The sequence below is a fragment of the Candidatus Photobacterium acropomis genome (assembly GCF_030685555.1).
Taxonomy (GTDB): Bacteria; Pseudomonadota; Gammaproteobacteria; order Enterobacterales; family Vibrionaceae; genus Photobacterium; species Photobacterium lucens.
Genome location: NZ_CP131608.1, coordinates 1,342,297 through 1,366,145, shown reverse-complemented (window position 1 = coordinate 1,366,145; position 23,849 = coordinate 1,342,297). Strand labels below are relative to the sequence as shown.

The following is a 23,849-nucleotide window of genomic DNA, read 5'->3' as shown; positions in this document are numbered from 1 at the left end:
CCTTTTTTATTAATGGTTATTGCTGTTAGTAAGCATGATTGAGTAGCGTTTCTACTGGGTAGACAATTGCCACGATTAGCTCATCTTGGATCGGTTTTGCTTTAGCAATCATTTGTTTGATTGTCGCTATCTGCTTTTGATCGAGCTTTTTACCTGATTGAATCATATCGACTAATTCAATGCCTGTGCGTGATAACAAATCAACTTGCTGAACAACAGGTTCCACTTGTGTCAGTAGGTGGTTGCTAGCAATAATTGGCATCACCGCTTGGGTATTATCAGCCCAGCGTTGGAACATTGCTTTAATATCAGCGCTAAGTGCTGCGTTATTTGGATCTTTTACAAAGGCGTTTACCTTTTGCGTTAACGCTCTGACTTTTAAACTTTCAGGTGGCAAGGTATCTGCTAAGCGATTGAGAGGATCAAATTGATCGTAGTTTTCGTTCACCCATTTCTCATGGTGGCGATGATAGTACTGTGCTTGTTCAATGGCTTCTGATAGCACTTGTAGTGGTGCAATATCATGCCCATTTGCAAGGCGTTTTAGCCCTACCATGCTGTTCCACTGATGTTGTAATCCTACCGATAGTGTTGACCAATCATCCATGGTTTCCATACGTTGATACATGCTGTCTTCATCTGTGATGGACGCATCTGACCATAGGCGCTCCGCAATCACGTACGAGCGAGGCCACATGCGTAATTCGAGCGTATCGTATTTAACGTTTTCAGCCCATAGAGTGATTTCACCACCAAGAATACGATCTTGTTGTTTTTGAGCTAATTCAACCGGTTTAGGTGCCGTTGGGTATTGACTGCCTTCGATGTTTGAACCTGCAATTAACTTACCTGTCATTGGATAGTTGGCATTACCAACCTGCATATCACCAGTGAGAACGCCATCTTTTAACACTACTTTTGGCATGGTTTGACCCATCCAAGAGTCCATCCAGAATTGGGTGACACCTTTAATTGTTTGGATATCAAAAATGGCGCGGCGAGATTTACCTTTGTAATCGATAAAGCCACGTTGAGTGCCATCTTTCGCGGTAATTAAAGTAAATGTTCCTGTAACAGCACTGCCTTTTTTACGAGGGGCTGTAAATTCCCAAGTTTGCCATTGCTCACCTTCGGCAACGACATCATCAACTTGAAGTGGCTTTGGCATCGGATCATTACGATAGTGCATGGCTGCAGGTTGTGCCTGATCAATGTAATAACCCGTTGAAAGAATTCCTTGATAACCATCGTTAGCAGATTCACCTAACGAGTCGTGACCACGCCAAGATTGGATCACAATACTCTTAGGGAGATCTGGGTGATAGGTTTCATCCCAGCCGATCATTTTTCGTTTATGGCGTTTTAAAATCTGCTCGACGCGTTGGTTAAAATAAGCGTGAAGGGCGAGTGCATCTTTCAAATTATTTTCTTTCATGAAACGCTGAACATGGGCACTGTTATTCCATTGCTCAGGATCAACTTCATCACCACCAATATGAATATATTCGTCAGGAAATAGTTCGGTAACTTCCGTAATTAAGGTGTTAATGAATTCATAGACTTCAGGTTTCGTCGGATCCAGTAATGGTTTATGAACACCCCATTTACGCTCTATTTGATAATCTTTTACTTCGGTCATTAATTTTGGATAAGCCGCGGCAATTGCGCTGGCATGACCAGGTAGATCCACTTCAGGAATGACTCGAATACCAAGACTATTGGCATACGCCACCACATCTTTAATTTGTTCTCGGGTATAAAAATGTCCGTCTGAGCCTTTCTCTTGCAGGTTAGGGTAGGCAACAGATTCTAAACGCCAGCCTTGATCATCGGTTAAGTGCCAGTGGAAAGTATTGAGTTTGGCTGATGCAAGTCCATCAAGTTGACGTTTAATGACATCAACAGGAATAAAGTGACGAGCCGTATCAATTAATGCGCCACGCCAAGGAAAGCGAGGTGAATCTTCAATGGTGACGGTTGGAATATTGAATCCATTGGTATCTGCTTGAATCAACTGCAAGAAGGTTTCAATACCACGCATTGCCCCATAAGGCGTATTAGCGGTTAATTTTGCTTGTTTACTGGTGACTTCTAACTGATAGCTTTCATCTTCTTTGGCGCGCTGTACTTTTGTTGGTGCAGGCGCTTTAACATCAATCGTGAGGGTTGGTGTTTGGTTTTTAGCTTGAATCGGTGTGGTGAGAAAAAGCCCTGTTTGTCTTTCAATGCGGTGATTTAAGCGTTCAACCAATGAGGTTAATCGTGGTGAAGTGAAGCCCGTTAATTGGGCATTGAAATGACGATCAATCACTAAAGGGGCGCTATTGGTTAATGACACTTGCTGAGGGTAAGGCATTAACTGAAGATCTGTATTAGGTTTTGCTGCCATAGTAGGAACCGAACATAGTAAGGCAATGCTGAATGCTAAAGGTTTTAAATTCATATTTTTCTCTAAGCGATGGTGAGCATGGATAACTTTTTGAGTTAATTTAGTCGCTTGGAGGTAAATATCCTGAAAATTAGGTTAAAAATAAGAGCTTTATCTTAGCCATAAGTCTTAATCATTCTGTGCTAGATCATGGAATATCATGTTTTTGTTGTATTTATGTTATAGATAAAGAAACAAAAATGACAAAGTTGAAAGCGTAAAATTGCTAACTTACAAGATAAGTGTGATCAGTGCTGAAGAATGAAAAATATTTGACGAAAAATGACAAAGAGTAACTGAGTTACATTGTTGTTGTGATGTTCGTTCATGTGGCTATCCCTCATTTATCGTATTGATATATGAGGGATATTTGATTGCTATAACAGTTTAAGAGCCGTGATTATTTGCTGTATCAGCATGTAGCGCAAAGAAATGATCAACAGGACCATGCCCATGTCCGATATTGAGTTTATCTGCATGTTGAATCGCAGCGGTAATATAGTGCTTTGCCAGTTGTACCGCAGACATAAGAGAATAACCTTGAGCAAGATAAGAGGCGATAGCTGATGATAAGGTACAACCTGTGCCGTGGGTATTACTGCTTTGAATTCGTGGTGCAGAGAAGATTTCTATCTCTTGCGGCAGGATAAGTACATCATTACTTTCATTTGTGTGTTCAAGGTGTCCACCTTTAAGCAAAGTCGCTTTTGCACCAAGTAAACGTAGTGTATTTATCATTGCTAACATGCCCTCTTGGGTATTGGGCGTATCTAATTGTGTTAATGCGGCAGCTTCTGGCAGGTTTGGAGTAATGATATCAGCAAGCGGCAGTAGCACTGTTTTAAGGGTTTTTATGGCTGTTTGTTTTAATAAAGGATCGCCGCTGGTGGCAATCATCACAGGATCGACTACTAAAAACTTTGGCTGATATTGGCGAATTTTCGCCGCGACAAGCTCAATGATATCGCTATCAGCAAGCATACCAATTTTCACTGCAACAATGTTTAAATCACTAAATACAGCATCTAACTGTTTTTCAATAATCGACAAGGGGATAGGGTGCACAGCAGAAACCCCAAGGGTATTTTGTGCTGTGATAGCGGTAATCACAGAACACGCATACCCACCGGTAGCAGATATAGCTTTGATATCCGCTTGGATACCTGCTCCACCACCGCTATCTGATCCGGCAATGGTTAAAACGATGGGCGTTGTAGCTTTATTGAAAGTGACTGACATAGCATATCTCTATAATAAAGCGTAAGAAGTGCTTACCTAAAAAGCAGGTATGATTACTTACCTTTTAAGCATCAACTGAACAGCAATTGATTTTAGTTCCTTACGCCAGTACTAACTGGTTCAAGTAAATACGGGTTCCACAATAGGTGTGATCTCAGCACAAGGCTCCCCGACTAAGGGCTATATAGTACCAAAAATGTGACTAGCTGACTTCTGTTAGCACTAATTTGTGATACTGAGTCAGTTAATAAATTTGATTTATTTGTAGTTGACGTAACGAAAAAGCTATTTAGTTGTTAACCTTGTCTAATAATTTACATTTAGTTAAGAAAAATATTATCTTTATTTGGAATTAAATGTGTAACCAAATATTAATAATTATGGTTGTAGATGAGTATAAATATTTCTTAATGGAATATAATTATTATTTAATCTTATTCGATATTAAAATTGTTAATTTAATAAACAAATCACGTTGTGAGTTATTCTTTATTGGAATTTATTTTTAGTGTGAAGATAAATTACCTTATTATTAATAACCATAATTACTTTGATAGAATTTAATGGAGACTTTTACCTTATATAATAATTATGAATAAAAACTTACATTCGCTATCGTATTTTTTACCAGCATTCTTATTTTCATTTTATAGCGTTTCTTCAGCTTCATCAGAAATCGATAGTTTGATGTCGATGGATTTAGATGAGTTAACAACTCAGAACGTGACAGTCACAACGGCAGCTAAAAAAGAGCAGTCGCTTAATGAAGTACCCGCTGCGTTATATGTGATCACCAATGAACAAATTCGCCGTAGTGGCGTACGCTCTATTGCCGAAGCTCTCGCATTAGCACCCGGAGTACAAGTAACCAAGATCAGTGAATTTAATTGGCAGGTTTCTCTGCGCGGTTTAAATGAAACGCTGTTTAATAAATTGCTAGTGATGGTGGATGGACGCAGCGTCTTTAGCCCTCTCATGTCAGGTACTTTTTGGCATACCATTGATACGATTTTAGATGATATTGATCGTATTGAGATCTTACGCGGTTCTGCTGGCACGATGTGGGGGGGGAATGCGACTAATGGTGTTATCAATGTCATTACTAAAAATAGTAATGAAACCTTAGGTCAGTTTTTAGAAATAGCGCATGGTCAATATAACTATAAAGAAGCAGACTACCGTTATGGTTTTCAATTAAATGATTTCACAACAGCAAGATTATCAGTAAAAGGTGTTCAATCTGATTATTACTCATTTAATGATGATGAGTGGAATAATTATAATGTTGCGTTTCGTACCGATTATATTGAAGAAGATCAGTTCTTAACTTTCCAATTAGGTGGTTACCATACTAAGTCAGAGCATTTTAGTTGGTATACCTATGATATTTTGGATAAGCCTGTTCATCCTTTGTATCCTAATACAGCGATAGTAGCGAATCCTTCACTATTAACAGATTATTCTCGTGGCGTTTATTCGAGTCTTAATTTTGGTAAGAGGGTGGGTGATACTCAATATAAGGGGTCATTATGGGCAGATACTAATTCACGTACAGAGCCAACAGCGAATGGTAAATACAGTACGGTGAATGGTGATGTATTAATGATCACTAAATTGAACGAACAAAATGAATTAACTCTAGGTATTGGTGCGCGTTTTACTCGCTTAAAAATTCCAACGGCTAAGCACGATTATTATACTGATATGCAGCCTTATCAGCGCATAACATCAGATCATGTGCAGAGAGAGCAGATCTACAATGTGTTCTCGCAGTTAGAAACGCAACTGACAGATAAAGTCACATCAAGCCTTGGGGTTAAAGTTGAGCATTTCACTCGTAATCATACAACTGAAGTAGAACCTCAATTAAGACTGCATTATAAAGCAACGGATGATCATCAATTATGGACGGGAATAGGTCGTGCCGTAGTGACGCCATCTGCAGTTGACTCAACAACAGATATGTTTGTTTTAGGTAATGCGATAGCTGCTATTCCCAATTGTGATTTATCTCAGCACCCATCGTGTGTGGGTATTTATCCTGCGATGAATTATACCGCTGGCAATGAAGATCTAGACAATGAGTCAGTCGTGACTTGGGATGTGGGTTACCGTGGTAAATTGACTGATACATTCTCTCTTGACGCCACTATTTTTTACAGTGAATACGATAACTTACGTATGATTGATGATGGTCGTTGGATATGTACTTATGGTTATTGTGAAGATGGTACTACGTTACCTGGAGGTACAGCTATTTTCCGAAATAGTTACAGCGATAACTTAAAAGCGCAAAGCTATGGTGCTGAGTTAGCTTTGTTCTGGCAACCAACAGAAGCGATCAATTTTAATACCTCATACAGTTTTATTGATACCCAATCAGAGTGTGATTCACGTTACAGAACTTGTGATACGTACCTCAATGGTGGCTATAAAGCATTATATGATCATCAGCCAAATCATTATGGCTCTATCCAGATGATGTGGACGCTTAATCCACAATGGCAAATTGATTGGTGGTTAAAGCATAAAGGATCAGTGTCATCATCAATGGAATATTATGAAGCGCCAGCTATCACCACATTAGATTTACGCGTTGCATGGCAGCAAAAACACTCGTGGCCGTTAGTAGAGTTTGTTGTTGATGGCTTGGGTAGCTCGACTTATGAAGATATGCCTAATAAAGCACCGTTAGAAGAAACGGTATTTATGCGCTTGTCGTGGACAAAACTATAGTGGGGCGGAATGCAAAGTAACGATTGCACACCGAGCAATATGATGAAACAGATAATGGTGGGGCTTTTTGTTAAGCCTTACCGTTTTTGCCGTCTGTACACTTTGTATTTTATGGTGGCTTTGGCATTTTTTATCAATGTCTTAGTCCATAAAGCATATGCTAATAATGCTGCCGATTATGAAATTTCAGCCGTGTATATTTATCGTTTTTCGCAATTTATTACGTGGCCGAAAAAGAGCGAAAAATTGACTTACTGCACACTCGGTACTGACAAGGTAGCATTAACCTTAAGTCGATTACTTAAAGCGAATCATAGTGGAAACAACATCGTTACGTTAACGAATATCAATCAAATTAACCAATGTCATATTGCGTATATTTCACCTCAGCGAGAACTCGATCTTAATCATATCCCTATAAAGCAAGGGGTCTTAACTATTGGTTCGGGTGAAGCATTTTTAAATAAAGGTGGCATGATTGAACTGCGTTCAATGGATAATAAAGTGCGCCCAGCTATTGCATTAACACATGCTAAAAAAGCCGAACTTTTGATTAGCTCCAAGCTATTAAAAATCGCGATTCTTCCGACGCTAGAGAAAGACGATCACAAAGGAGTGCAACCATGAGTAAATCTTGGATGAACGCACTTTCTTTTAATCAGCGTTTATATTTACCGCTCGTGTTTTTTGTTGTTTCACTATTTTTGGTATTCCAAACATTAGGCTCGTATAAATACATTGAAAGTGAAAAGCAGAATCTTGTTAATCGTACAAATATTCTGGCTACAGGTATTGGTACAAACTTAACGGCAGCGATTCAGTTTGATGATCCATTAACAGCGAATGAGATTTTATCCGCATTTTGTGCTGATCCTATGATTGTGTCTGTTTCGGTGATGAAAGATCTGAAAACAGTATTTGCTAAATTTCAGAATGAAGAATTGCCCGTGGTTATACCAACCGAAGCTGAAAAGGTGATTGCTCATCGTGAAGGGCATGTATTTAGCCATAATCATTTGTTTATGGTGGTGCCGATTTATATTGAGGGCGAACAATTAGCAACATTGAATATTGTAGTTTCTCTCTCGGTACTTGAAGATATTAAGGCCTCACAAATTGAAGTCAGCATGTACTTATTGGTGACACTCGTCTTAGTCAGCATCTTTGTTGTTCATCGTCTACGACATTGGATGATTAGCCCAATTCGTCAGCTTAACGATGCAATGATCAATGTTATTCACTTTGATCAAACGGACACCATTGAGCAGTCCTCAGCGTCAAAAGATGAAATTAGTGCGTTAATTGATTGTTTTAATACGATGATTATTAAACTTAATCAACGTGAATCAAAGATTAAGCATACGATCTCTCAATTGGAGAATGAAAAAGCGTTTGCTGATGATGTGATCAGTACGGTTCAACATGCTTTATTAGTTGTGGATCGTACGGGGCGTATTTTGTTAGCAAATGAGAGTTGTAATTCACTTTTTCCCTATTCGCCTCAGGCACTGCAAGCTCGTCATATAAGTAAGGTGATCAATCCTATTGAGTCCGATACGTTCCAGAAGCAGCTACAGGCAGTGCTGAAAGGTAACGCACAATTTAATCATGATCTAATTAAAGCCAAAAATGGTAAAGGAGTCGCCATTTATCAAGTTGTGAGTCAGCCTTTGCCGCATAAACAACAGATTTTATTTGCCCTTGAAGATGTTACTGAGAAGTGTCATGCGGAGCGCCAGCAACAGTTAGCGGCGAAAATATTTGAAAATAGTAGTGAAGCGATTCTGTTACTGGATAGCCGTGGTCATATAGAAATGGTGAACCGTGCTTTTAGCCGTTTAATTGGTTTAAAGCGTTCAAAGTTGGTTGGTAAATATTATCGTTCAGTAATAACAGCATCAGATAATTTGCCAATGAAGAAAGAGATCATGATGGCGCTGTCATTGCATCAACAATGGCAGGGGGAGTGTGCGATTTATAATCGCCAGCGTAAAGTATCGATCCCATTACAATTAAAAGTTAATCAGATCATTGATAGTGATACACAGGCAAGCCAGATTGTCATCATGGCATCTGATATGAGTTCAGTGAAAGAAGCCCAGCGATTAGCCCATATTGCACAACATGATACGTTAACTCACCTACCGAACCGTGAATTTTTACATCGTTATCTGATTGAGCAACTGTCAGCGACTCGTGTGGAAACCATGGCTGTGCTGTTTATTGATTTAGATGGCTTTAAGTTCGTGAACGATACTTATGGGCATGAGATCGGTGATCAGGTACTGCAAATTGTGGCGAAGAAATTGATGATGAGCATTCGTCAAAATGACATTGTCACTCGATTAGCAGGGGATGAGTTTGTAGCGGTGTTAAATCCAGTGAAAACTCGAGAGCCTATTTTGAAAATTGGTAGCCGTATAATTAATAACCTTTCACAGCCGATAAATATTAAGGGACATATTATACATGTAGGGGCGAGCATTGGTTGTTACTACATTGAACCTGATGATGTGACGGGTATTGATAGCGTGTTGCACTGTGCTGATATGGCAATGTATCAATCGAAGATGCAGGGTAAAGGACGAATTACCGAATTTAATCGTATTAGCAGCGTTGAATCAGCATAACCGGATTCAAAAGAAAGAGTATCTTGCGTCCTAACTTCTGCAAGTAAGGTGTAAGAAAAACAAATAAGATGTAAGAAAAAAGAGAGGGCGCAACTTTCGTTGCGCCCTTTGGTCTTACTTGCAGCTATCCCGCTACTATGGTGCTCCTTGCCTCATTCCTTTGACTGCTGTAATCCGTCAGCATTATCCTTTTTACTTCTTCCTGAAGTTGTTCCTGTGGCTTCCATAACCCGTTACAACGTCCTGTTATAACTCTCTTCTCTTTCCTTAGAGGTGTCCTTTACTTCTTCTTGAAGTGTTCCTTGTGTCATCCTGACCAGTAAATATCCTATTTACTTTTTACTGCTTCCAGCAGTTTCCTTCACAGTCCTTGTCTGATAAACCATCCTAGTTCATCACATCTCATCCTGAGATCACCAACATCCTTGGTTCCAATCCTGTTCCGTTATGTCATTTCCCTTTGACACTATAAATATTAGGTAAAGCCAAGTGTAAAACCTAGATACTTAGTCATAAATACTTTTTATGCTGTCAGTTTTTGATTTTTATGCTTTACATTTACTTTATTAAAAACAAGTGATTATAAAATTTAATAAGAAGTTTTAGATCATATTATGCGTGATTATCCTAATTGTTTGTAAGAGATCTCTTACAAGGTGCGAGGATAAAAGAGAAGTTTTAAACGCGGTTTAAATTAACAAAAGAAGTATACTGAATTTACATTGCTATAAAATACGATTTTTCCCCTATGTTAAAGTTAACCAAGAAAATAGAGGGGAATTTTATGAAACACATTTTGTTGCTAATGGGGTTATGTGTCACTTTCAGTGCTTCTGCTATGGATCAGAATCTATATAACACATTAGGGCAGATTGTGTATGTTGAACATGAGATGGGGCGGGATTGGGTTATAGCAGATGATATTCATTGCTATAGTGAAAAGAATGAAATGCAATGTCGCTACAAAGAAGGCACGAAACAACGTTCGGTTGAAGGTGAACTTGCCCAGCAACTTGTTACTGCACTTCAGCCTTTTCTTTCTCTGGATGCGGCAGAAAAAGATAATGTTCAGCAGGCTACGGTGAAAATGGCGAAGTGTTTAAAACAACAGACAAAAAATAATTTTGGTGAACCTGTTGGGGATTATCAATATCAATGCTTTATTGAAAAGTAGATATACCCAGCCATTTAAGTTACTTGGGCATAATATTCATCTAATAAAGAGTAAAAAGCGAGCATCGAGCTCGCTTTTTTAGTATTGGATGTATCGTCATGAAAAGTATTTATTCGACAGGTTCCAATAAAGGCTGATAGTTCGTCATCTTGTCGGAAACAATGCAGCCATCTTTGATGGTAATTATGCGGGGTGTTCTTTGCGCTAGACTCACATCGTGGGTAACGACTATCAATGTTCTCCCTTGTTGGTGTAAGTCATTAAATAGTGCCTCAATCTCAGCGCCTGATTTAGAATCCAGAGCACCTGTTGGTTCATCGGCTAGAATGATTTGTGGATCATTTACTAAGGCTCGTGCAATAGCGACACGCTGTTTTTGACCACCCGACAATTGGTTTGGTTTGTGATGTATGCGATCTGCAAGCCCGACTTGGGCTAATAAATCTGCCGCTTTTTCTCGACGTTCTTTAGCTTTCACACCACGGTACACTAGTGGTAGCGCTACGTTGTCCAGTGCGGTTGCATATTCTAATAAGTTGAAGCTCTGAAAAACAAAGCCAATGTTATGGTTTCTGATCTTCGCAAGTTGGTGGCTCGTCATGGCTGACACATCACTACTGTCGAGTAAGTATTCACCTGACGTCGGTTTATCTAAGCAGCCTAAGACATTCATTAACGTGGACTTCCCTGATCCTGATGGGCCAAGGATCGATAAAAATTCGCCAGCGTGAATGGTGAGTGACACCTCATCCAATGCCTTAACTAAGTTATTGCCTTCACCATAGAATTTACAAATATGGTTAAGTTCAACTAATGCTGAATCCGTTGGAACCTTGCCCAAGGTTTGTTTTATTTTATTCACTTTGTAGTGCCTCTAATGGCGTAATGCTGGCTGCTTTATTGGCTGGGAACCAGGCGGCAAGGATACCAACGAGGATCAGTGCCGAAATAACAATTAACATAACAGGGAATGATAATTCCGGTTTGGGATTGCCTAAGCGGCTGTAAAAACCTGAATCTGAAATAGGGATTGCATCGATCACATCGACCAGTCCGAGTGTCAACAGTAATCCAATAACACCACCAATTCCCATTGTCATCATGGCTTGTATGATGTAGTGCAAGCGAATATGAGTAGGTGTGGCACCCACAGCCATACGCACACCAATATCACGGGTAGCACGTTTAACACTGGCATACATGACGTTAGCGATACCAATGCCTGCCACACCTAACGTAATAAAGCCAATAATGCCTAAAAAGCTTTGTAACCCAAGTAAAAATGAACGCATGGTTTCTTGGCGGAGTAACATATCATCGGTTTGGATCAGTTGTTCGTCATGAATATCGGCATTGTATTTACGTGCTAATACTTGGCGGATAGTGTGAGCCAGTTTTTCTCTATTTGCCGTCGGTTTGGGCTCTACATTGATGGCTAAGATAGGGGCATTAGCATGGAAACGTTGCCATGTTGATAAAGGTACTAAAACACTATATTCAGAGGCGTCACCTGCTTCAATGGTTCGGCTATCTTTTAATACGCCGATCACGGTGAAATCTTCATCACCAATCTTAAATTGTTTACCAACAGGATCGGTCTCTAGCTGTACATCTTTATCCCAACTAAATTGTGCTTTATTAAATAAAATTGCTGCCGTTGTTTTACCCAACACCGCCACTTTACGTTGCTCTTGGCTATCAAGAGGATTAAACCAGCGCCCACCAGGCATTAAGGTGAGATCGTTCATTTGCTTATAGCTGTCTTCCACTGCCAGTGGTGACATAAAAGCCCGACGATCTTGATAGTGAGCTGTGTCATCCCATGTTGCCGTTGCCGATACCATTTGTACGTTAGGGAGTGCTTGGATCAACTGTTGATCGGCTTTGATTAAATCAAGCGATTTTCCTTTGTAAAAATCGCCATGATTGATCGAGGCAACACCAGTGGACACATAAATAAGATCACCGTTACCACTGGTAGAACTACGAATTAATCCTTGGCGTAAACCTTCACCGGCTGCCAGCATGGTAGTGATGCAGACGGTTGACCAGACAATTGCAAGGATGGTGAGGCTAAGGCGAAGTTTCTCTGCTGCCATTTCATGGAAAATTTGCTTAAAGGGAAACATGTTATGCCCTCGCACTTAATGCAACGACTGGCGTTAAATGTGCCGCTCGACGTGCTGGGAAGAATGCTGCAAGTAAAGCTAGCACAACTGTGATGATTAAGGTTGCAGCTATCGATGTCGCTGTCATTACGGGTTGACCTAACCATTCAGGCAATGAGAACAGGTGTAACACTTGAATGATGATTGCTGAGATTGCTAATCCAATAATAGTACCGACACTAACCAGTACCACACCTTCAACCAGAAACTGGGTCAGGATGTTGGTAGGGGTGGCACCAATTGCCAATCTTACGCCAATTTCACGGGTTCTTTCTGCAACAGATAAAAACATAATATTGGCAACGCCTAATGCCCCTACCGCTAAGGTCATCGCACCGCTAGCGCCTAAGAATATCTGAATACCACGTAATAACGAGGTATAAAAATCGGCAAACCGACTGTAATCAGGCATACGTATTGCCTGCTTATCGGCAGGATCAAACTGATATTGTTTGGCGAGAAAGTTTTGCATCGCTGTACGTAAGGCACTACTTGAAACTCCTGTTGCAGGCTGCACAAGGAGACCTGATGGATTACTTTGCCATAAGTCATTAAATGTAGTGCTTGGAATAAGGGCTGAACGTTGGATACGGTTAATTCCCCCACCTTCTGATTGTTTGGATATGCCAATTATACGAAAGGGAACACCGTTGATATTAATACTGTCATTTATACGAAGATTCCCTCGTTTTGCTAATCGCCAGCCTAGTACAGCTACACGGGTGTGATTGGCGAGATCACTTGGCGAGATGTTGCGTGATCCTAAAGTTAAATGGCTGTTGTTTAATGTTAAAAAGTGATAATCGATACCTAATACATGCCCTTTTAATGCTCGACCTTTACTGTCCGTGACCTGTGCTTTGCCATTGGAATATGAGATCGATACGGTTTTTACTTGGGGAATATCGGCAAGTAACTTTAGTTGAGGTTCAGTTGCTGTGATCACTCGTCGAGCAGGGTAGCCTTGCCAAGGTTTACTGGTTTCAGCAAACACGACTTTTTGTGTATCACTGATCAACATAGAAAAGGATTTTAAATTTTCACGATAAAATCCCTCACCCAGTGCTACAAGGACAAGAACAGACACAATTCCCCAAACAATAGCAATGATGGCAAGAGCACTTCTTAACCTATGGGTTAGGAGTGTTTGAACCGTTTGAGTCAATAAGGTGATCATGGCACAAGAGCCTGAGAAATGTGACTAATGGTGTCGTCGTTAAGCTGTCCGGTTAGCTTTAGTAATTCAATCCTATTTAACCAGTATTGATAAAGCAGGTGTTGTAGGTTTTCTTTACTTTGGTACACAGTATCTTGAACACTAATGACATCTAATGCCGTTGTGCCGTTAGCGCCAGAGTTAAATAAAATCTCTTTGGTTTTAAGGGCTTTTTGATCTGACTTAACTTTCTCTACGCCCATTTCAACCCGTTGCCAATCCAATGCTAATTGGTTAAAGCGGGTTTTTACGTTATTTTCCAAAATCAGCTCAACTTTTCGTAATTGTTGTTTTGCAATTTGTTCGTCGAGTTTTGATTGCGATACTTTTGTTTTGATTGCACCGTTAAGATCAATGGGAACAGATAGGTTAAGACCTGCATTAATACCTTCGCCATTATTCTCGAAATTGTTGTTATAACTAATTGAGCCACCCACCGTTGGGTAGTAACCCGCTTGTGCCTGTTCTACAGCAAGTTGTTGGCGTTTGACATTTTGCTGCGCTATTAATAGTTCAGGGCTGTTGTCTTTGGCTTTGAGCAGCCAAGATTGTTCATCATGTTTTGCCAGCGTTGGCTGACGTAAATGTTGACTGTTGATTTCATTTACCCGATCAGGGGCTTGATTGATGATATTAGCAAGTTGTGCCTGACGCTCTACAAGTTCAGATTGACGCTGAAGTACCGTTGTTTCAGTGCCAATGACATGCGCTTTAGCATCATCAATGCCTGTTGACATGATTAATCCCGCTTTATAACGCTGTTCTGTCAGTGCCAATAGCTTTTTACTGTCTTCCAGTTGTTGCTTGGCAATAGTTAATGAACGTTGTGCTTGAGCTAAATTGAAATAGGCTTGAATTAAGGTTTCAGCTAATTCATTGCGGGCTTGTGTCAGTGCTAATTGCGCAATAACAACATCAACTTGAGATTGATCTAACGCCGCCCAGTTTTGACTGTTCCAAATCGATTGATTTAACGAAATGTTATAGCCATTGCTATTGCCACCGTTGTTATGCCAATTGGTGCTGGCACTGGCTTGTAGACTCGGTAACAATGCACTTTTGCTCAGTGTAACATTGTTGTTACTTTTACTTTGTTCTAGTTGCTTAATACGGTAATCAGGGCTGCTTTGTTTGGCCGCCGTCCATGCTTGATCGATAGTCAGAGCATAACTTTGAGTGCTAATGAAACCCAGTGATAAGCTAACGAATGTTAAACGCCATGTCTTACGCATTATAAACCCTCGACCATGCTTGCATCGATGATGTCTTGCGTGGATGTAATACCTGATAATACTTCTACATTGATACCGTCAGATAAGCCTAATTTAACCGGTACTTGTTTATAGCCAGTCGTTGAATTATCAGCAATCAGCACAAAAGGCTCGTTGCCTTTAAAGTACAGCGCACGCTCAGGGACGGTCATCACATCTTTGGCTTGTTTGAGTGTGATATGAGCGGTAGCAGTAAAGCCTGAACGTAAGGTGATGTCTTTTGGAAAAGCAATATGGCTCACTTCAACGGCAAAACCATTATCAAAACTTTGAGCTTGCTGGCTATTGCTGTTTTTATCATTGTTAAGCTTTTCAGATTGCACAGCCACTTTGGTTAGCGTGCCAGCGATTTTTAGCTCCGGATAAGGAGCAAGCGTTAACTCAACAGGCATGCCTTCTGTTAACTGTGCGGCGTCATGTTCACTGACTGAACCTTTAAAAATAATATTATTCATATCAGCCATGGTCATGATTTCTGTTGCCGCTTGGTTAGATACCGTAGAGGTGATCGGCTCACCGACATCCACTTTAACATCCAGTACCGTACCATTAATAGGGGCATAAATAATGGAGGTCAGCTTGGTTGAGCCTGCGTCTGATTCTCCTTTACTCATCAGATCTAACTCTTGTTGTTTTTGCTTGAGTTCAGCGGTACGTGATTTCACATCGGCTTGCGCTTGAATGTATGAATCGTAATTAGTAGGAATAATTTTTTGAGCAGCCAAACGTTGTAAGTTAGCTAATTTCATTTTCGCTGATTCTAAATCGGCTTTGCTTTTTAATAAGTCTGCGGTGACTTTGGTTAATTCTTGTGGCGTTGGGTTGGGGCGCAGTTTGATCACCGGCGAGCCAGCAGTGACTTTATCACCGACATGAACGTAAATTTCACTGACAATGCCTTCTATTTGAGATTTAATTTTGACGGCTTGTGCAGGCATGATCTCGCCTACAGCGATTGCTTGCTGCTCAATCGTTGCTGTTTTGGGAGTAAGCATTGTGAAATGGTGTGCATCCGTCGTAGGAGCTTTAAAAGTGTAGATGCCTACAGCCGTAATGGCACTTAATACTGCTGCCACAATCCAGCGTTTTTTCATAGTGATACTCGTTAATGGGGGTCATTGGTTAAAAGAAGAATGTAAGTCAGACAACTATGAAGAGCAGAATTCATAATTTCAATGATTAAATTTTACAGATTGTAAGAAATAAAGTGCTATAGCTCTGTTAAATGTTTTTGGTTGGGGGTATTTCTCTTTTTTATACAATGAGGTTTGGTAGAACGTAACGTTGGCGAGGCTGTTTTTTGTTACATAAAGGTGTGTTACACATCGCTTTTATTTGGCTTAAAAATGAAAACAGGACGAATAACCGATAGGGTTTAAAATTATCAGTGGAAATTGATGGTGGCGGCTGTGCTGGCGATGAATACCGTAATGAGCCTAGGCATATCATTGCGGAAGTAACAGGGAGTAATGTGAGTGCAAGCAATATTATGGATGATAGGTGCACTGTGCTCGTTTTGTTTAATAGCGATTGGTGCAAGGGAGCTAGCCAATGATATTACTACAGCGCAGTTAATGGCGTTACGTAGTGTGATTGGGTTAGGGGTCATCAGTGCCATTATCTTTTATTACCGCAATACTTGCTTGTTTAAGACTCAACGTTTACGCCTGCAGGTTTTCCGTAATGTGTTTCACTTTGCCGGGCAGTATGGTTGGTTATTTGGTATCACCGTATTACCACTGGCAGAAGTGTTTGCGATTGAATTTACCGTCCCGATTTGGACAGCCATCATTGCGACTTTATTCTTACAGGAACGTTTTACCTCAAAGCGCTTGCTCTCTTTGGTGCTGGGTTTTGTTGGGGTGCTGATCATTGTTCAGCCCGGTATTAAAATCATCAATAGTGCTTCATTGATCGTCCTTGTAGCGGCGATGTGTTATGCGGTCTCCCATGCTTCAACCAAATCACTCTCCGTAACAGATAAGCCGTTAACCATCTTGTTTTATATGTGTTTAGTGCAATTACCGTTAGGCGTCTTACTGGCTTATCATGATTGGCAAGCACCAAGTTTATTCGCTTGGGGGTGGATTATATTAGTGTCTGTAGCGGCACTTTCAGCCCATTTCTGTATGACCAAAGCAATGCAAACCGCCGATGTAACATTGGTAGTGATGATGGATTTTTTACGTTTACCACTAATCGCATTAGTGGGCGTGTATTTTTATGCAGAAGGACTAAATTGGACATTATTGTTAGGAGCAGGATGCATGTTGTTAGGCAATTTAATTAACGTTTATTCACCACGAACAAAAATGGTGAAAACCTAATGTTCTCATTATTTACCTCACTTAGTTATTATCTCTTTCTTCTTATCAGTGGGTTATTACTTCTGATTTTGACACCGTCTACATTAGTTTATGCAGATGCATATAAGATGTTAGTGATGATGACACTATGCTCTTGTGTAATTATCTGGCTATTGTTTATTTATTTTCTTGTAACGAAAAAGACCTTTCGAAAAAGCGTTTTTACTCGAGTTACCAAGCAAGGCAATAAAGTATTCAGTATTGCGCCTGTATTTAGCTTTTTTATTATTTCCCCTCTTTTTTTATATGTGTTTTATATCAAAATACTTCCTTGTTTCATCAATGCTTTTCCTCTCAAGATGACTTACCAACCAGTGACAATTAAAAATATTGTATTAAAAGGAAATCATTGGTGTATTGAGCCTGAAGAGTTTACGCAATTTATGAATGATCGTATCTGTGATATTCCTACAAATATTGCAGATAAAATATCATTCAATGATCAAGTGATCTTAGTGGGTAAAAAAACGGATCTTAGCTTCAGTTATTATTCGATGGTGATTAATCAACCTGAGCTAGATTTTCCTATTATGTATCACTTTTAACGGTGTGGATTTAAGGATAAGACATGGCACTTTCATTATTACAAAAATTACATCGTGATCTGTTAGTCGAACTTAGTGTTAAGCAGTTGTCGGTGCAGATCTTTGGGACAGGTGAAAGGGTTGAGTTATCGCCTTATATCGCCATTGAAACGAAAGGTGACAAAAATATCGTGCTGGCGGTGGGTGATAAGGCTAAGTCTTTAGCTGGGCCAAACATTACTGTGCTCAATCCGTTTGATCATAAACGCTCATTTGTTGGTAATTTTGCTTATGCAGAAAAGCTGTTGCAACACGCCGTGCGTGAAGTATTAAGTAACCATCGTTTTGCAATAAGCCCACGGATAGTGATGCACCAACTAGAAAAAGTAGAGGGTGGGCTAACAGATATTGAAGAGCGTGTATTAAAAGAACTGGCGATGGTGGCTGGGGCGAGGGAAGTCTTAGTTTGTAATCAGAATACTCGTATTAATACTCAGCACACCACCTATAGCGAGCTTAAAAAGCAATTAAGCGCGTAATATTATAGAGCCATCAATTGTTGTTGTGTGCTCTTGTCGAGTTTTTCTAATGCGTAGCGAAAAGCAGTACGTGTCATGGTGCTGTGATGCTGAGTTAAGTAGTTAATAACGGTTTCTGGGTCGTGTTTAGATAATACTTTAAGCATCCAGCCATAGCCTTTTTGTACTAGGTCATGCTCATCATTTTGTAATAGATCTGCTACGGCTAAAGGATCTAGCTGACTGTAATTATTTTTATTGATTGGGTAAATCAAGATCACCGCAGTAGCACGACGCACAGCAAAGTTAGAATGTTCAGCCCATTTCAAGACGTGATCAAATAGATGTTGATATTGTCGTAATAACTCGCCAAAGGCGTGAGTGCAGAAGTCATCGCAATCATTCCAATCGATCACATAAGTAAATAGCCAGCGTTCAAAGGTCGTAAAAGTATCTGGGGTATAGTGTTTTCTAACTCTAAATGCCCAATCGTAAGCAATGATGCAATAAGCCCAATCACCTTGTTCGAGTAAAGCGTCACATTGCGCTAAAACAGTATCAATATCTTTACTGGTTAGTTTTTTAAAAACATCAGCAGAAATAGCCCGCACCTGAGCTGTTTTGACTTTCTGCGCAGGGTAACCAATATCGGTCAGAGCTTGGTGAATTGTAGTGATGATCGTCATGGCGTTTTACTTATTTGATAAATGGATAGCGTTGATTAAGGGCATTGTTTCCAACGGTATTCCATTTGATGTGCCACTTGTTCGGCAAGAACCGTACTGTGTAATTTGGCAACAAGGTGCAAACTCATATCAATACCCGCTGAAATCCCGCCAGAAGTGGTGTACTTACCATCAGTCACCCAACGTTTGTTATCAATGACATTGAGTGTTGGAAAACAATAAACCAAATCAGGAATATCTTCCCAATGAGTTGTCACAAATAGGCTATTTAACAAGTTAGCTTGTGCAAGTAAAAATACCCCAGTACATACTGAAACCACCTGCATTGCGGTTTTATCAACGGTTCTTATCCAGTTGAGAACATGAGGTTTGTGCATTTCTTCTGTGTGATCACCGCCGACAACAATCAATACATCTATTGGCGGGTGATCAGTAAAGCAATAATCAGGTAATACGTTGAATCCGCCACGAGCAGCAACGGGTTCTATGGTTTCTGCGATTAAAAAAATATGCCAATTTTTTGCAACTAAACGTTTTGCCGTACTGAAAACTTCAAAAGGACCTGCAAAATCGAGCACTTCTGCATTCTCGTAAATATATATCCCTATATTCATGATGACTCCGCAAATGTTCAGATAAGAGCTTCAAATTAGCAGCAGGTGCTAATATTGAATAGCAGGAATAAACGTAATGTGGTGCATTTCTGAGTCACAGAAGAGAAATTGATGGGAATTGATAGCGTGCGAGGAAAGGAGATGAAGTGTTAGCAAAGAGAGAGAAAGCGAACACTTCATGACTCACATGTTTAGATTAGTGTGTGACTTGGCTAATAAACAAAAATACGCTGATAATTGCCGGCATATAGGCGTATTTAAGCACTTGTTTTGGCGTGAATTGCGTTAAACGTGGTGCGAAAAAGCTAAACAAGACACTAAAGTTACATAACAAGAAAACAGCATAAGTTTTAATAGTGGCATCGTGATCTTTTAAAAGTTTGATTTGCGCAAGGATGATCACCACATTAAAAATCACACTGATGATACGGGTCATCTTAAATTGTGTAGATTGAAAATCGTTGCTTGGATCTGGCTTTTCAGTCTTTTCGTTAACGTTAGCGGCTTGGCTCATTAATAACTGTTCCTAATTAATGCTGTGAGAGTGGCAAGACATGTGTCATTAAGAAGCATGTTTTCGACCATATTATTTCGATATTTTAACTATCAACAATTTTTGTGATACCCCAAACCACTGCCAAATTTTGCAATATCAAATTGTGAAATTACTATTCGTGATAGTTAATAGCAGTGGAATTAATCGCTATATGCATATAACTAAACAGATTGAGAGAGGTATCAATATTTTTGTACCACGCCCTGAATTTATGTTGCTACTTACGTAGTATGAAGTAAATAAGGGCTTAATGGAGTAGGGAAGCATGAAAAAAGTGATAGTACCTGAAGCGTTTCAACATTATGTTGATGATTGGCACTTCACCCCCGCGGTTGAATCTGATGGTACTGTGTATCTATCGGGGATCACTGCAGCTCGTGCTGACAAACCCATTAGCCGTGATCCTGAAGAGCAGTTTCACGATGCTTTTTTCAAGCTTGGTATTTACCTTGAAGCGGCAGGGTTAACTTTTGATGATATCCTGGAAATGACCACCTATCACATTAATCTCAAGCTCAATATTGATACGTTTTCAAAAGTGAAAGACGAATATATCAAACCGCCTTATCCTGCGTGGTCTGCTATTGGCGTAGCCGAGTTTATTCCTGAAAATGCGCTGGTGGAAATGCGTATAGTTGCCAAGCGTCCACAATGACCGGAGCTGACGGTTATCGACGTTGGCAGCTAGTGCAGCCTCGACATGCTTGCCGTGTAGATTTGTCTAATAAAGAGCGTTGAACACGGCAGTAAGCGTTTTTTAGTGCACGACGGCCTGAAAACCAATCATCCGGCTTTTCCATGATCAGATACCCTCCAAAGCGCTTAACTAACTCCTCACGATTGGCATGAATAAATTGGCTGTCATAGCCAATTTCAAAATAATCAAGTGCCTGCTCAATAGAAGTAAAACTCTTAATTGTGGTGAGAATATCTGGTTTAGTCATGGTGTTGTCTCAATATGGGCGAAAGCGAAAGGTAGCACAGAGGGAAATAAGGTGTTTTTTGTTAAGAATATCATTATATTGAAAATTTAAATTTAGTAAAATATTCAAAAATCTATTAGCTGTAATAATATGTATAACAAGAAGTTAAACCGAAATGATCTATGTTGGTGTGGATCTAATATTAAATATAAGAAGTGTCACCTTGGTCGTGATAAGCAAAAGCCTAAAGAGTCTTGGGAGGTTAGTAGGGAATTTAATCGTGGCTTTTCTCGTTGTATATGTTCAAGTCCAGAAAAGTTGCATCATGAATGTGATAAAAAAATAATTAAAGCTCACACAGTTCCTAAATCATCAAGTTTGAAGGCTATCGCTGAAAATGGTCATGTGTTGGGATTAAAAATGACATTAGAAAGTATTTTTAAGTTTAAAGGTACACCACAATTAGAAAAAATCGGTATAAATAACGCTTCAGTTTTTAATGGATTTTGTAAAAAGCATGATGATAGTTTTTTTGCTTCAATTGAGAAGAGTAACTTTAAAAATACATTAGAGCAGTGTTTCTTTCTTGCTTATAGATCATTTTCACGTGAGTATTATACTAAAACTAGTGCGTTAGAAACATCTTATTTGCGTCACCAAGCTGATAAAGGAAAAAGTATCTATTCACAAATAGATATTCAACATAATAACTTTTTTACTGATTTAGGTACAAAATTTGCCTTAAATGATCTTTTTTATCATAAAAAGTTTTTTGATGAATCAATTTTAACTAAAGATTACTCAAATATTCGTGCGGTAGTGTTTACTTTAGAAACAGCTCCTCCTGTCATGGTTAGTGGAGGTGTTAACCCTGATTATAATTTTCGAGGTGAATTAATTCAAGATCTTATGAATTTTGAAAAGTACTCAGAGTTGTTATCTGTAACTTCTTTTTTTGATGGTTCTTATGGGAAGATCGTTTTTTCTTGGTTGAAGAATAGTGAGTTAGTTTGTGAAAATTTAATTAGAACTTTATTTGAAAAAAATAATAACGATATTCCAGCATTTCTCGTTCAGTTTATTATTAAGAATATTGAAAACTTTTATATATCTCCTAAGTGGTGGGACTCTATGAATGAAGAAAATAAAGAAATACTGCTTAGTTTAATTGAAGATACTGTTAGTTTGACAAGTGAACCATCGGCATTCGGTCTTAATACTAAATTATTAGATATAGAGTTTCCTTCAATATTAAGTATTGATTTTATTAACTGGGATTTAAAAGGGCATGTCAGAGATTAACCGTATCATTTTCACTGTCGTTCTAGGTGATGTAAAGACATACGTTATCAAGCTCTAATTAATATTGTGGTTGCTTGAGATAAACGAAAGCGATCTGAGGATCGCTTTTTTGTTCATATTAAAAATTAATGCTCAGCAAGTGTCTGCTGAAATTATGAACATTTGCAGGATGAGCGATGTGCTTTGGGGTGATAGTCCATCAGATTACCTTGGCTATCGACAGAAAAAGTACAACATTCATTAAATAGCTGATGCAATGACTTACGGCTTTTTTGCACCTGCGATTTTAAAGTGGAGTACTTTATTCCAGTTTGTTCGGCATAGTCTTTTTGCGACATACCGTTAATTTCAATAGCGGTTAGCAGTTGTGCTTCTGCTTCAGGTAATGCATTAATAAATGGACTCATGCATTCAGATAATTGTTGAAGAACGCTGTCTTCTTGAACTTCATACCAGAGTGAATTTTCTTGGCTATCTTGATGCTCTTTTTCTACTTGTTGATGACGATAAAAATCAATAATGGTGTTTCGTGCGATTTGAAATAACCATGATTTGATTTTGCTTTCATCGTTAAGTGTTGGCAGCTTGTGATGTGTTTTGATCAGAATGTCCTGCAATAAATCATCCACATCATCAGGGTTAGCAATATTGTTATGTAAATAACCTTTTAGTTTGCTTTGGTATGCTGACCAGATCTGCTCAATATTCACTAAGGTTTCACTCTGTTACTGAAAATTTTTCTACAATTTTTTCTAAGATGTAAAAGAAGTGCGACTAGCACACTTCTCTTATCATTATTTTATTTAAGCACAGCAATCACTAGATTGGCACTCACATTGTTGATCATTACAGCCGGCTAAATAGGTATTGGTTAGATAAAAATCAGTAAATTTGTCAATGAAATCAGGTGCAACAGATTTTTCAGCTAATCCTGTTTTCAGCAGGGCACTTTGCCATATTTGTAACTTTGGCAAACAACAGAGAAGATCGTATCCAGTATGATCTTTGATGATTGCTGCACGATGAAGTAAAGGTAACCATGCAATATCGACTTTACTGATAGTGTCTGATTTAAAAAATAGTGTGTTACCAGACAGCTGATTTTCGGCTTTAGTGAATGCTTTTCGCAAGTTATCTTCACGCTGCATAAAGGTGTCTTTATCTTTACTGCCCATTGTGCTGCATTGTGGTAGATAACTTTTGGCAGCTAAGTAACTCCAAGCACGATCTAATGCCCGTTGCTCGTTAGTTAAGTCTTGCTCTAATGGGCCATATTCATCTTCAATAAACTCAATAATGGCATCAGACTCAAATAGCGCTGTATTGTTCTCAGTGATTAATATAGGTACTTGTCCATTGGGTGAAATGTCTAAAAACCATTGTGGTTTGTTCTTAAGGCTAATGTATTCAATCTCATAAGGAATGTCTTTCGTCTCAAGTGTAGCAGTAACACGTTGAACGAAAGGGCAGATTGTAAAGCTTACGATTTTTAACATTA

At 39.2% G+C, this 23,849-nt stretch carries 22 protein-coding genes and 1 riboswitch; of the genes, 9 read left to right on the top strand and 13 right to left on the bottom strand.

Annotation, left to right across the window (positions count from 1 at the left end):
• Positions 1–25: 25 nt before the first annotated feature.
• Positions 26–2,443, bottom strand: a complete 2,418-nt coding sequence (locus Q7657_RS06180; RefSeq protein WP_107166295.1) for a beta-N-acetylhexosaminidase — start codon at positions 2,441–2,443, stop codon at positions 26–28.
• 372 nt (positions 2,444–2,815) lie between these two features.
• On the bottom strand, positions 2,816–3,667 hold the full coding sequence (gene thiD / locus Q7657_RS06175; RefSeq protein ID WP_107166294.1) for a bifunctional hydroxymethylpyrimidine kinase/phosphomethylpyrimidine kinase: 852 nt from the start codon (positions 3,665–3,667) through the stop codon (positions 2,816–2,818).
• An 80-nt stretch (positions 3,668–3,747) separates the two neighbouring features.
• A riboswitch (TPP riboswitch) is annotated at positions 3,748–3,849 on the bottom strand.
• A 409-nt stretch (positions 3,850–4,258) separates the two neighbouring features.
• Here thiD and Q7657_RS06170 point away from each other — a divergent pair.
• The 4 genes from Q7657_RS06170 (at position 4,259) to Q7657_RS06155 (ending at position 10,207) form a co-directional block, all read left to right on the top strand.
• Positions 4,259–6,403, top strand: a complete 2,145-nt coding sequence (locus Q7657_RS06170; RefSeq protein WP_498826831.1) for a TonB-dependent receptor plug domain-containing protein — start codon at positions 4,259–4,261, stop codon at positions 6,401–6,403.
• 9 nt (positions 6,404–6,412) lie between these two features.
• Complete coding sequence (locus tag Q7657_RS06165; protein WP_107166293.1) at positions 6,413–7,030, top strand: YfiR family protein; 618 nt, start codon at positions 6,413–6,415, stop codon at positions 7,028–7,030.
• Positions 7,027–9,033, top strand: a complete 2,007-nt coding sequence (locus Q7657_RS06160; protein ID WP_107166292.1) for a diguanylate cyclase domain-containing protein — start codon at positions 7,027–7,029, stop codon at positions 9,031–9,033. The genes Q7657_RS06165 and Q7657_RS06160 overlap by 4 nt, the downstream gene beginning before the upstream one ends.
• A gap of 784 nt (positions 9,034–9,817) precedes the next feature.
• A complete protein-coding gene (locus Q7657_RS06155) occupies positions 9,818–10,207 on the top strand; it encodes a hypothetical protein (protein WP_107166349.1) in 390 nt (129 codons plus the stop codon).
• A gap of 109 nt (positions 10,208–10,316) precedes the next feature.
• On the opposite strand, the gene Q7657_RS06150 is transcribed toward Q7657_RS06155, so the two are convergent.
• From Q7657_RS06150 to Q7657_RS06130, 5 genes are read right to left on the bottom strand one after another with little or no spacing between them, the layout of a single operon-like run.
• A complete protein-coding gene (locus Q7657_RS06150; protein ID WP_107166291.1) occupies positions 10,317–11,069 on the bottom strand; it encodes an ABC transporter ATP-binding protein in 753 nt (250 codons plus the stop codon).
• A complete protein-coding gene (locus Q7657_RS06145; RefSeq protein WP_107166290.1) occupies positions 11,062–12,336 on the bottom strand; it encodes an ABC transporter permease in 1,275 nt (424 codons plus the stop codon). Before Q7657_RS06145 ends, Q7657_RS06150 begins: the two co-directional genes overlap by 8 nt.
• Position 12,337: 1 nt before the next feature.
• Complete coding sequence (locus Q7657_RS06140) at positions 12,338–13,552, bottom strand: ABC transporter permease (RefSeq protein WP_107166289.1); 1,215 nt, start codon at positions 13,550–13,552, stop codon at positions 12,338–12,340.
• Positions 13,549–14,823, bottom strand: a complete 1,275-nt coding sequence (locus Q7657_RS06135) for a TolC family protein (protein WP_107166288.1) — start codon at positions 14,821–14,823, stop codon at positions 13,549–13,551. Before Q7657_RS06135 ends, Q7657_RS06140 begins: the two co-directional genes overlap by 4 nt.
• A complete protein-coding gene (locus Q7657_RS06130) occupies positions 14,823–15,956 on the bottom strand; it encodes an efflux RND transporter periplasmic adaptor subunit (RefSeq protein ID WP_107166287.1) in 1,134 nt (377 codons plus the stop codon). The genes Q7657_RS06135 and Q7657_RS06130 overlap by 1 nt, the downstream gene beginning before the upstream one ends.
• Before the next feature lie 381 nt (positions 15,957–16,337).
• Here Q7657_RS06130 and Q7657_RS06125 point away from each other — a divergent pair, with 381 nt between their 5' ends.
• The 3 genes from Q7657_RS06125 to Q7657_RS06115 are packed head-to-tail and all read left to right on the top strand — an operon-like array spanning position 16,338 to position 18,291.
• On the top strand, positions 16,338–17,189 hold the full coding sequence (locus Q7657_RS06125; protein ID WP_181319860.1) for a DMT family transporter: 852 nt from the start codon (positions 16,338–16,340) through the stop codon (positions 17,187–17,189).
• Positions 17,189–17,773 (top strand): hypothetical protein, encoded by a 585-nt coding sequence (locus Q7657_RS06120; protein ID WP_107166286.1) that lies wholly within the window; start codon positions 17,189–17,191, stop codon positions 17,771–17,773. Before Q7657_RS06125 ends, Q7657_RS06120 begins: the two co-directional genes overlap by 1 nt.
• Before the next feature lie 23 nt (positions 17,774–17,796).
• Positions 17,797–18,291 carry a rod shape-determining protein gene (locus Q7657_RS06115; protein ID WP_107166285.1) on the top strand — a complete coding sequence of 165 codons (495 nt, stop codon included), beginning with the start codon at positions 17,797–17,799 and terminating at the stop codon, positions 18,289–18,291.
• Positions 18,292–18,293: 2 nt separating this feature from the next.
• Here Q7657_RS06115 and Q7657_RS06110 read toward each other — a convergent pair whose 3' ends face one another.
• From Q7657_RS06110 to Q7657_RS06100, 3 genes are all read right to left on the bottom strand, one after another.
• A complete protein-coding gene (locus tag Q7657_RS06110) occupies positions 18,294–18,956 on the bottom strand; it encodes a DNA alkylation repair protein (RefSeq protein WP_107166284.1) in 663 nt (220 codons plus the stop codon).
• A gap of 35 nt (positions 18,957–18,991) precedes the next feature.
• Entirely contained in the window at positions 18,992–19,570 is a 579-nt protein-coding gene (locus tag Q7657_RS06105) for a DJ-1/PfpI family protein (RefSeq protein WP_053989341.1), read from the bottom strand.
• Positions 19,571–19,766: 196 nt separating this feature from the next.
• The gene (locus tag Q7657_RS06100; RefSeq protein WP_107166283.1) at positions 19,767–20,084 is read right to left on the bottom strand and encodes a fumarate hydratase; all 318 of its coding nucleotides are present in this window, start codon (positions 20,082–20,084) and stop codon (positions 19,767–19,769) included.
• Positions 20,085–20,391: 307 nt separating this feature from the next.
• Here Q7657_RS06100 and Q7657_RS06095 point away from each other — a divergent pair, with 307 nt between their 5' ends.
• Positions 20,392–20,781: a RidA family protein gene (locus tag Q7657_RS06095; RefSeq protein WP_107166282.1), complete on the top strand. Its 390-nt coding sequence runs from the start codon at positions 20,392–20,394 to the stop codon at positions 20,779–20,781.
• A gap of 13 nt (positions 20,782–20,794) precedes the next feature.
• On the opposite strand, the gene Q7657_RS06090 is transcribed toward Q7657_RS06095, so the two are convergent.
• Complete coding sequence (locus tag Q7657_RS06090) at positions 20,795–21,070, bottom strand: nitrogenase-stabilizing/protective protein NifW (RefSeq protein ID WP_107166281.1); 276 nt, start codon at positions 21,068–21,070, stop codon at positions 20,795–20,797.
• 129 nt (positions 21,071–21,199) lie between these two features.
• On the opposite strand from Q7657_RS06090, the gene Q7657_RS06085 reads away from it, so the two are divergent.
• Positions 21,200–22,351: an SEC-C metal-binding domain-containing protein gene (locus tag Q7657_RS06085; protein ID WP_107166280.1), complete on the top strand. Its 1,152-nt coding sequence runs from the start codon at positions 21,200–21,202 to the stop codon at positions 22,349–22,351.
• A gap of 152 nt (positions 22,352–22,503) precedes the next feature.
• Here Q7657_RS06085 and sigZ read toward each other — a convergent pair whose 3' ends face one another.
• Together sigZ and Q7657_RS06075 are read right to left on the bottom strand one after the other, a co-directional pair.
• Positions 22,504–23,061: an RNA polymerase sigma factor SigZ gene (gene sigZ, locus Q7657_RS06080; protein ID WP_107166279.1), complete on the bottom strand. Its 558-nt coding sequence runs from the start codon at positions 23,059–23,061 to the stop codon at positions 22,504–22,506.
• 93 nt (positions 23,062–23,154) lie between these two features.
• Positions 23,155–23,847 (bottom strand): glutathione S-transferase family protein, encoded by a 693-nt coding sequence (locus tag Q7657_RS06075; protein WP_107166278.1) that lies wholly within the window; start codon positions 23,845–23,847, stop codon positions 23,155–23,157.
• Positions 23,848–23,849 lie beyond the last annotated feature (2 nt).

Bases quoted from the DNA above. Each gene is read 5' to 3' on its own strand.
- Q7657_RS06180 (WP_107166295.1), bottom strand. From the start codon at position 2,443: ATGAATTTAAAACCTTTAGCATTCAGCATTGCCTTACTATGTTCGGTT.
- thiD (WP_107166294.1), bottom strand. From the start codon at position 3,667: ATGTCAGTCACTTTCAATAAAGCTACAACGCCCATCGTTTTAACCATT.
- Q7657_RS06170 (WP_498826831.1), top strand. From the start codon at position 4,259: ATGAATAAAAACTTACATTCGCTATCGTATTTTTTACCAGCATTCTTA.
- Q7657_RS06165 (WP_107166293.1), top strand. From the start codon at position 6,413: ATGCAAAGTAACGATTGCACACCGAGCAATATGATGAAACAGATAATG.
- Q7657_RS06160 (WP_107166292.1), top strand. From the start codon at position 7,027: ATGAGTAAATCTTGGATGAACGCACTTTCTTTTAATCAGCGTTTATAT.
- Q7657_RS06155 (WP_107166349.1), top strand. From the start codon at position 9,818: ATGAAACACATTTTGTTGCTAATGGGGTTATGTGTCACTTTCAGTGCT.
- Q7657_RS06145 (WP_107166290.1), bottom strand. From the start codon at position 12,336: ATGTTTCCCTTTAAGCAAATTTTCCATGAAATGGCAGCAGAGAAACTT.
- Q7657_RS06140 (WP_107166289.1), bottom strand. From the start codon at position 13,552: ATGATCACCTTATTGACTCAAACGGTTCAAACACTCCTAACCCATAGG.
- Q7657_RS06135 (WP_107166288.1), bottom strand. From the start codon at position 14,823: ATGCGTAAGACATGGCGTTTAACATTCGTTAGCTTATCACTGGGTTTC.
- Q7657_RS06130 (WP_107166287.1), bottom strand. From the start codon at position 15,956: ATGAAAAAACGCTGGATTGTGGCAGCAGTATTAAGTGCCATTACGGCT.
- Q7657_RS06120 (WP_107166286.1), top strand. From the start codon at position 17,189: ATGTTCTCATTATTTACCTCACTTAGTTATTATCTCTTTCTTCTTATC.
- Q7657_RS06115 (WP_107166285.1), top strand. From the start codon at position 17,797: ATGGCACTTTCATTATTACAAAAATTACATCGTGATCTGTTAGTCGAA.
- Q7657_RS06110 (WP_107166284.1), bottom strand. From the start codon at position 18,956: ATGACGATCATCACTACAATTCACCAAGCTCTGACCGATATTGGTTAC.
- Q7657_RS06105 (WP_053989341.1), bottom strand. From the start codon at position 19,570: ATGAATATAGGGATATATATTTACGAGAATGCAGAAGTGCTCGATTTT.
- Q7657_RS06100 (WP_107166283.1), bottom strand. From the start codon at position 20,084: ATGAGCCAAGCCGCTAACGTTAACGAAAAGACTGAAAAGCCAGATCCA.
- Q7657_RS06095 (WP_107166282.1), top strand. From the start codon at position 20,392: ATGAAAAAAGTGATAGTACCTGAAGCGTTTCAACATTATGTTGATGAT.
- Q7657_RS06090 (WP_107166281.1), bottom strand. From the start codon at position 21,070: ATGACTAAACCAGATATTCTCACCACAATTAAGAGTTTTACTTCTATT.
- Q7657_RS06085 (WP_107166280.1), top strand. From the start codon at position 21,200: ATGTATAACAAGAAGTTAAACCGAAATGATCTATGTTGGTGTGGATCT.
- Q7657_RS06075 (WP_107166278.1), bottom strand. From the start codon at position 23,847: ATGTTAAAAATCGTAAGCTTTACAATCTGCCCTTTCGTTCAACGTGTT.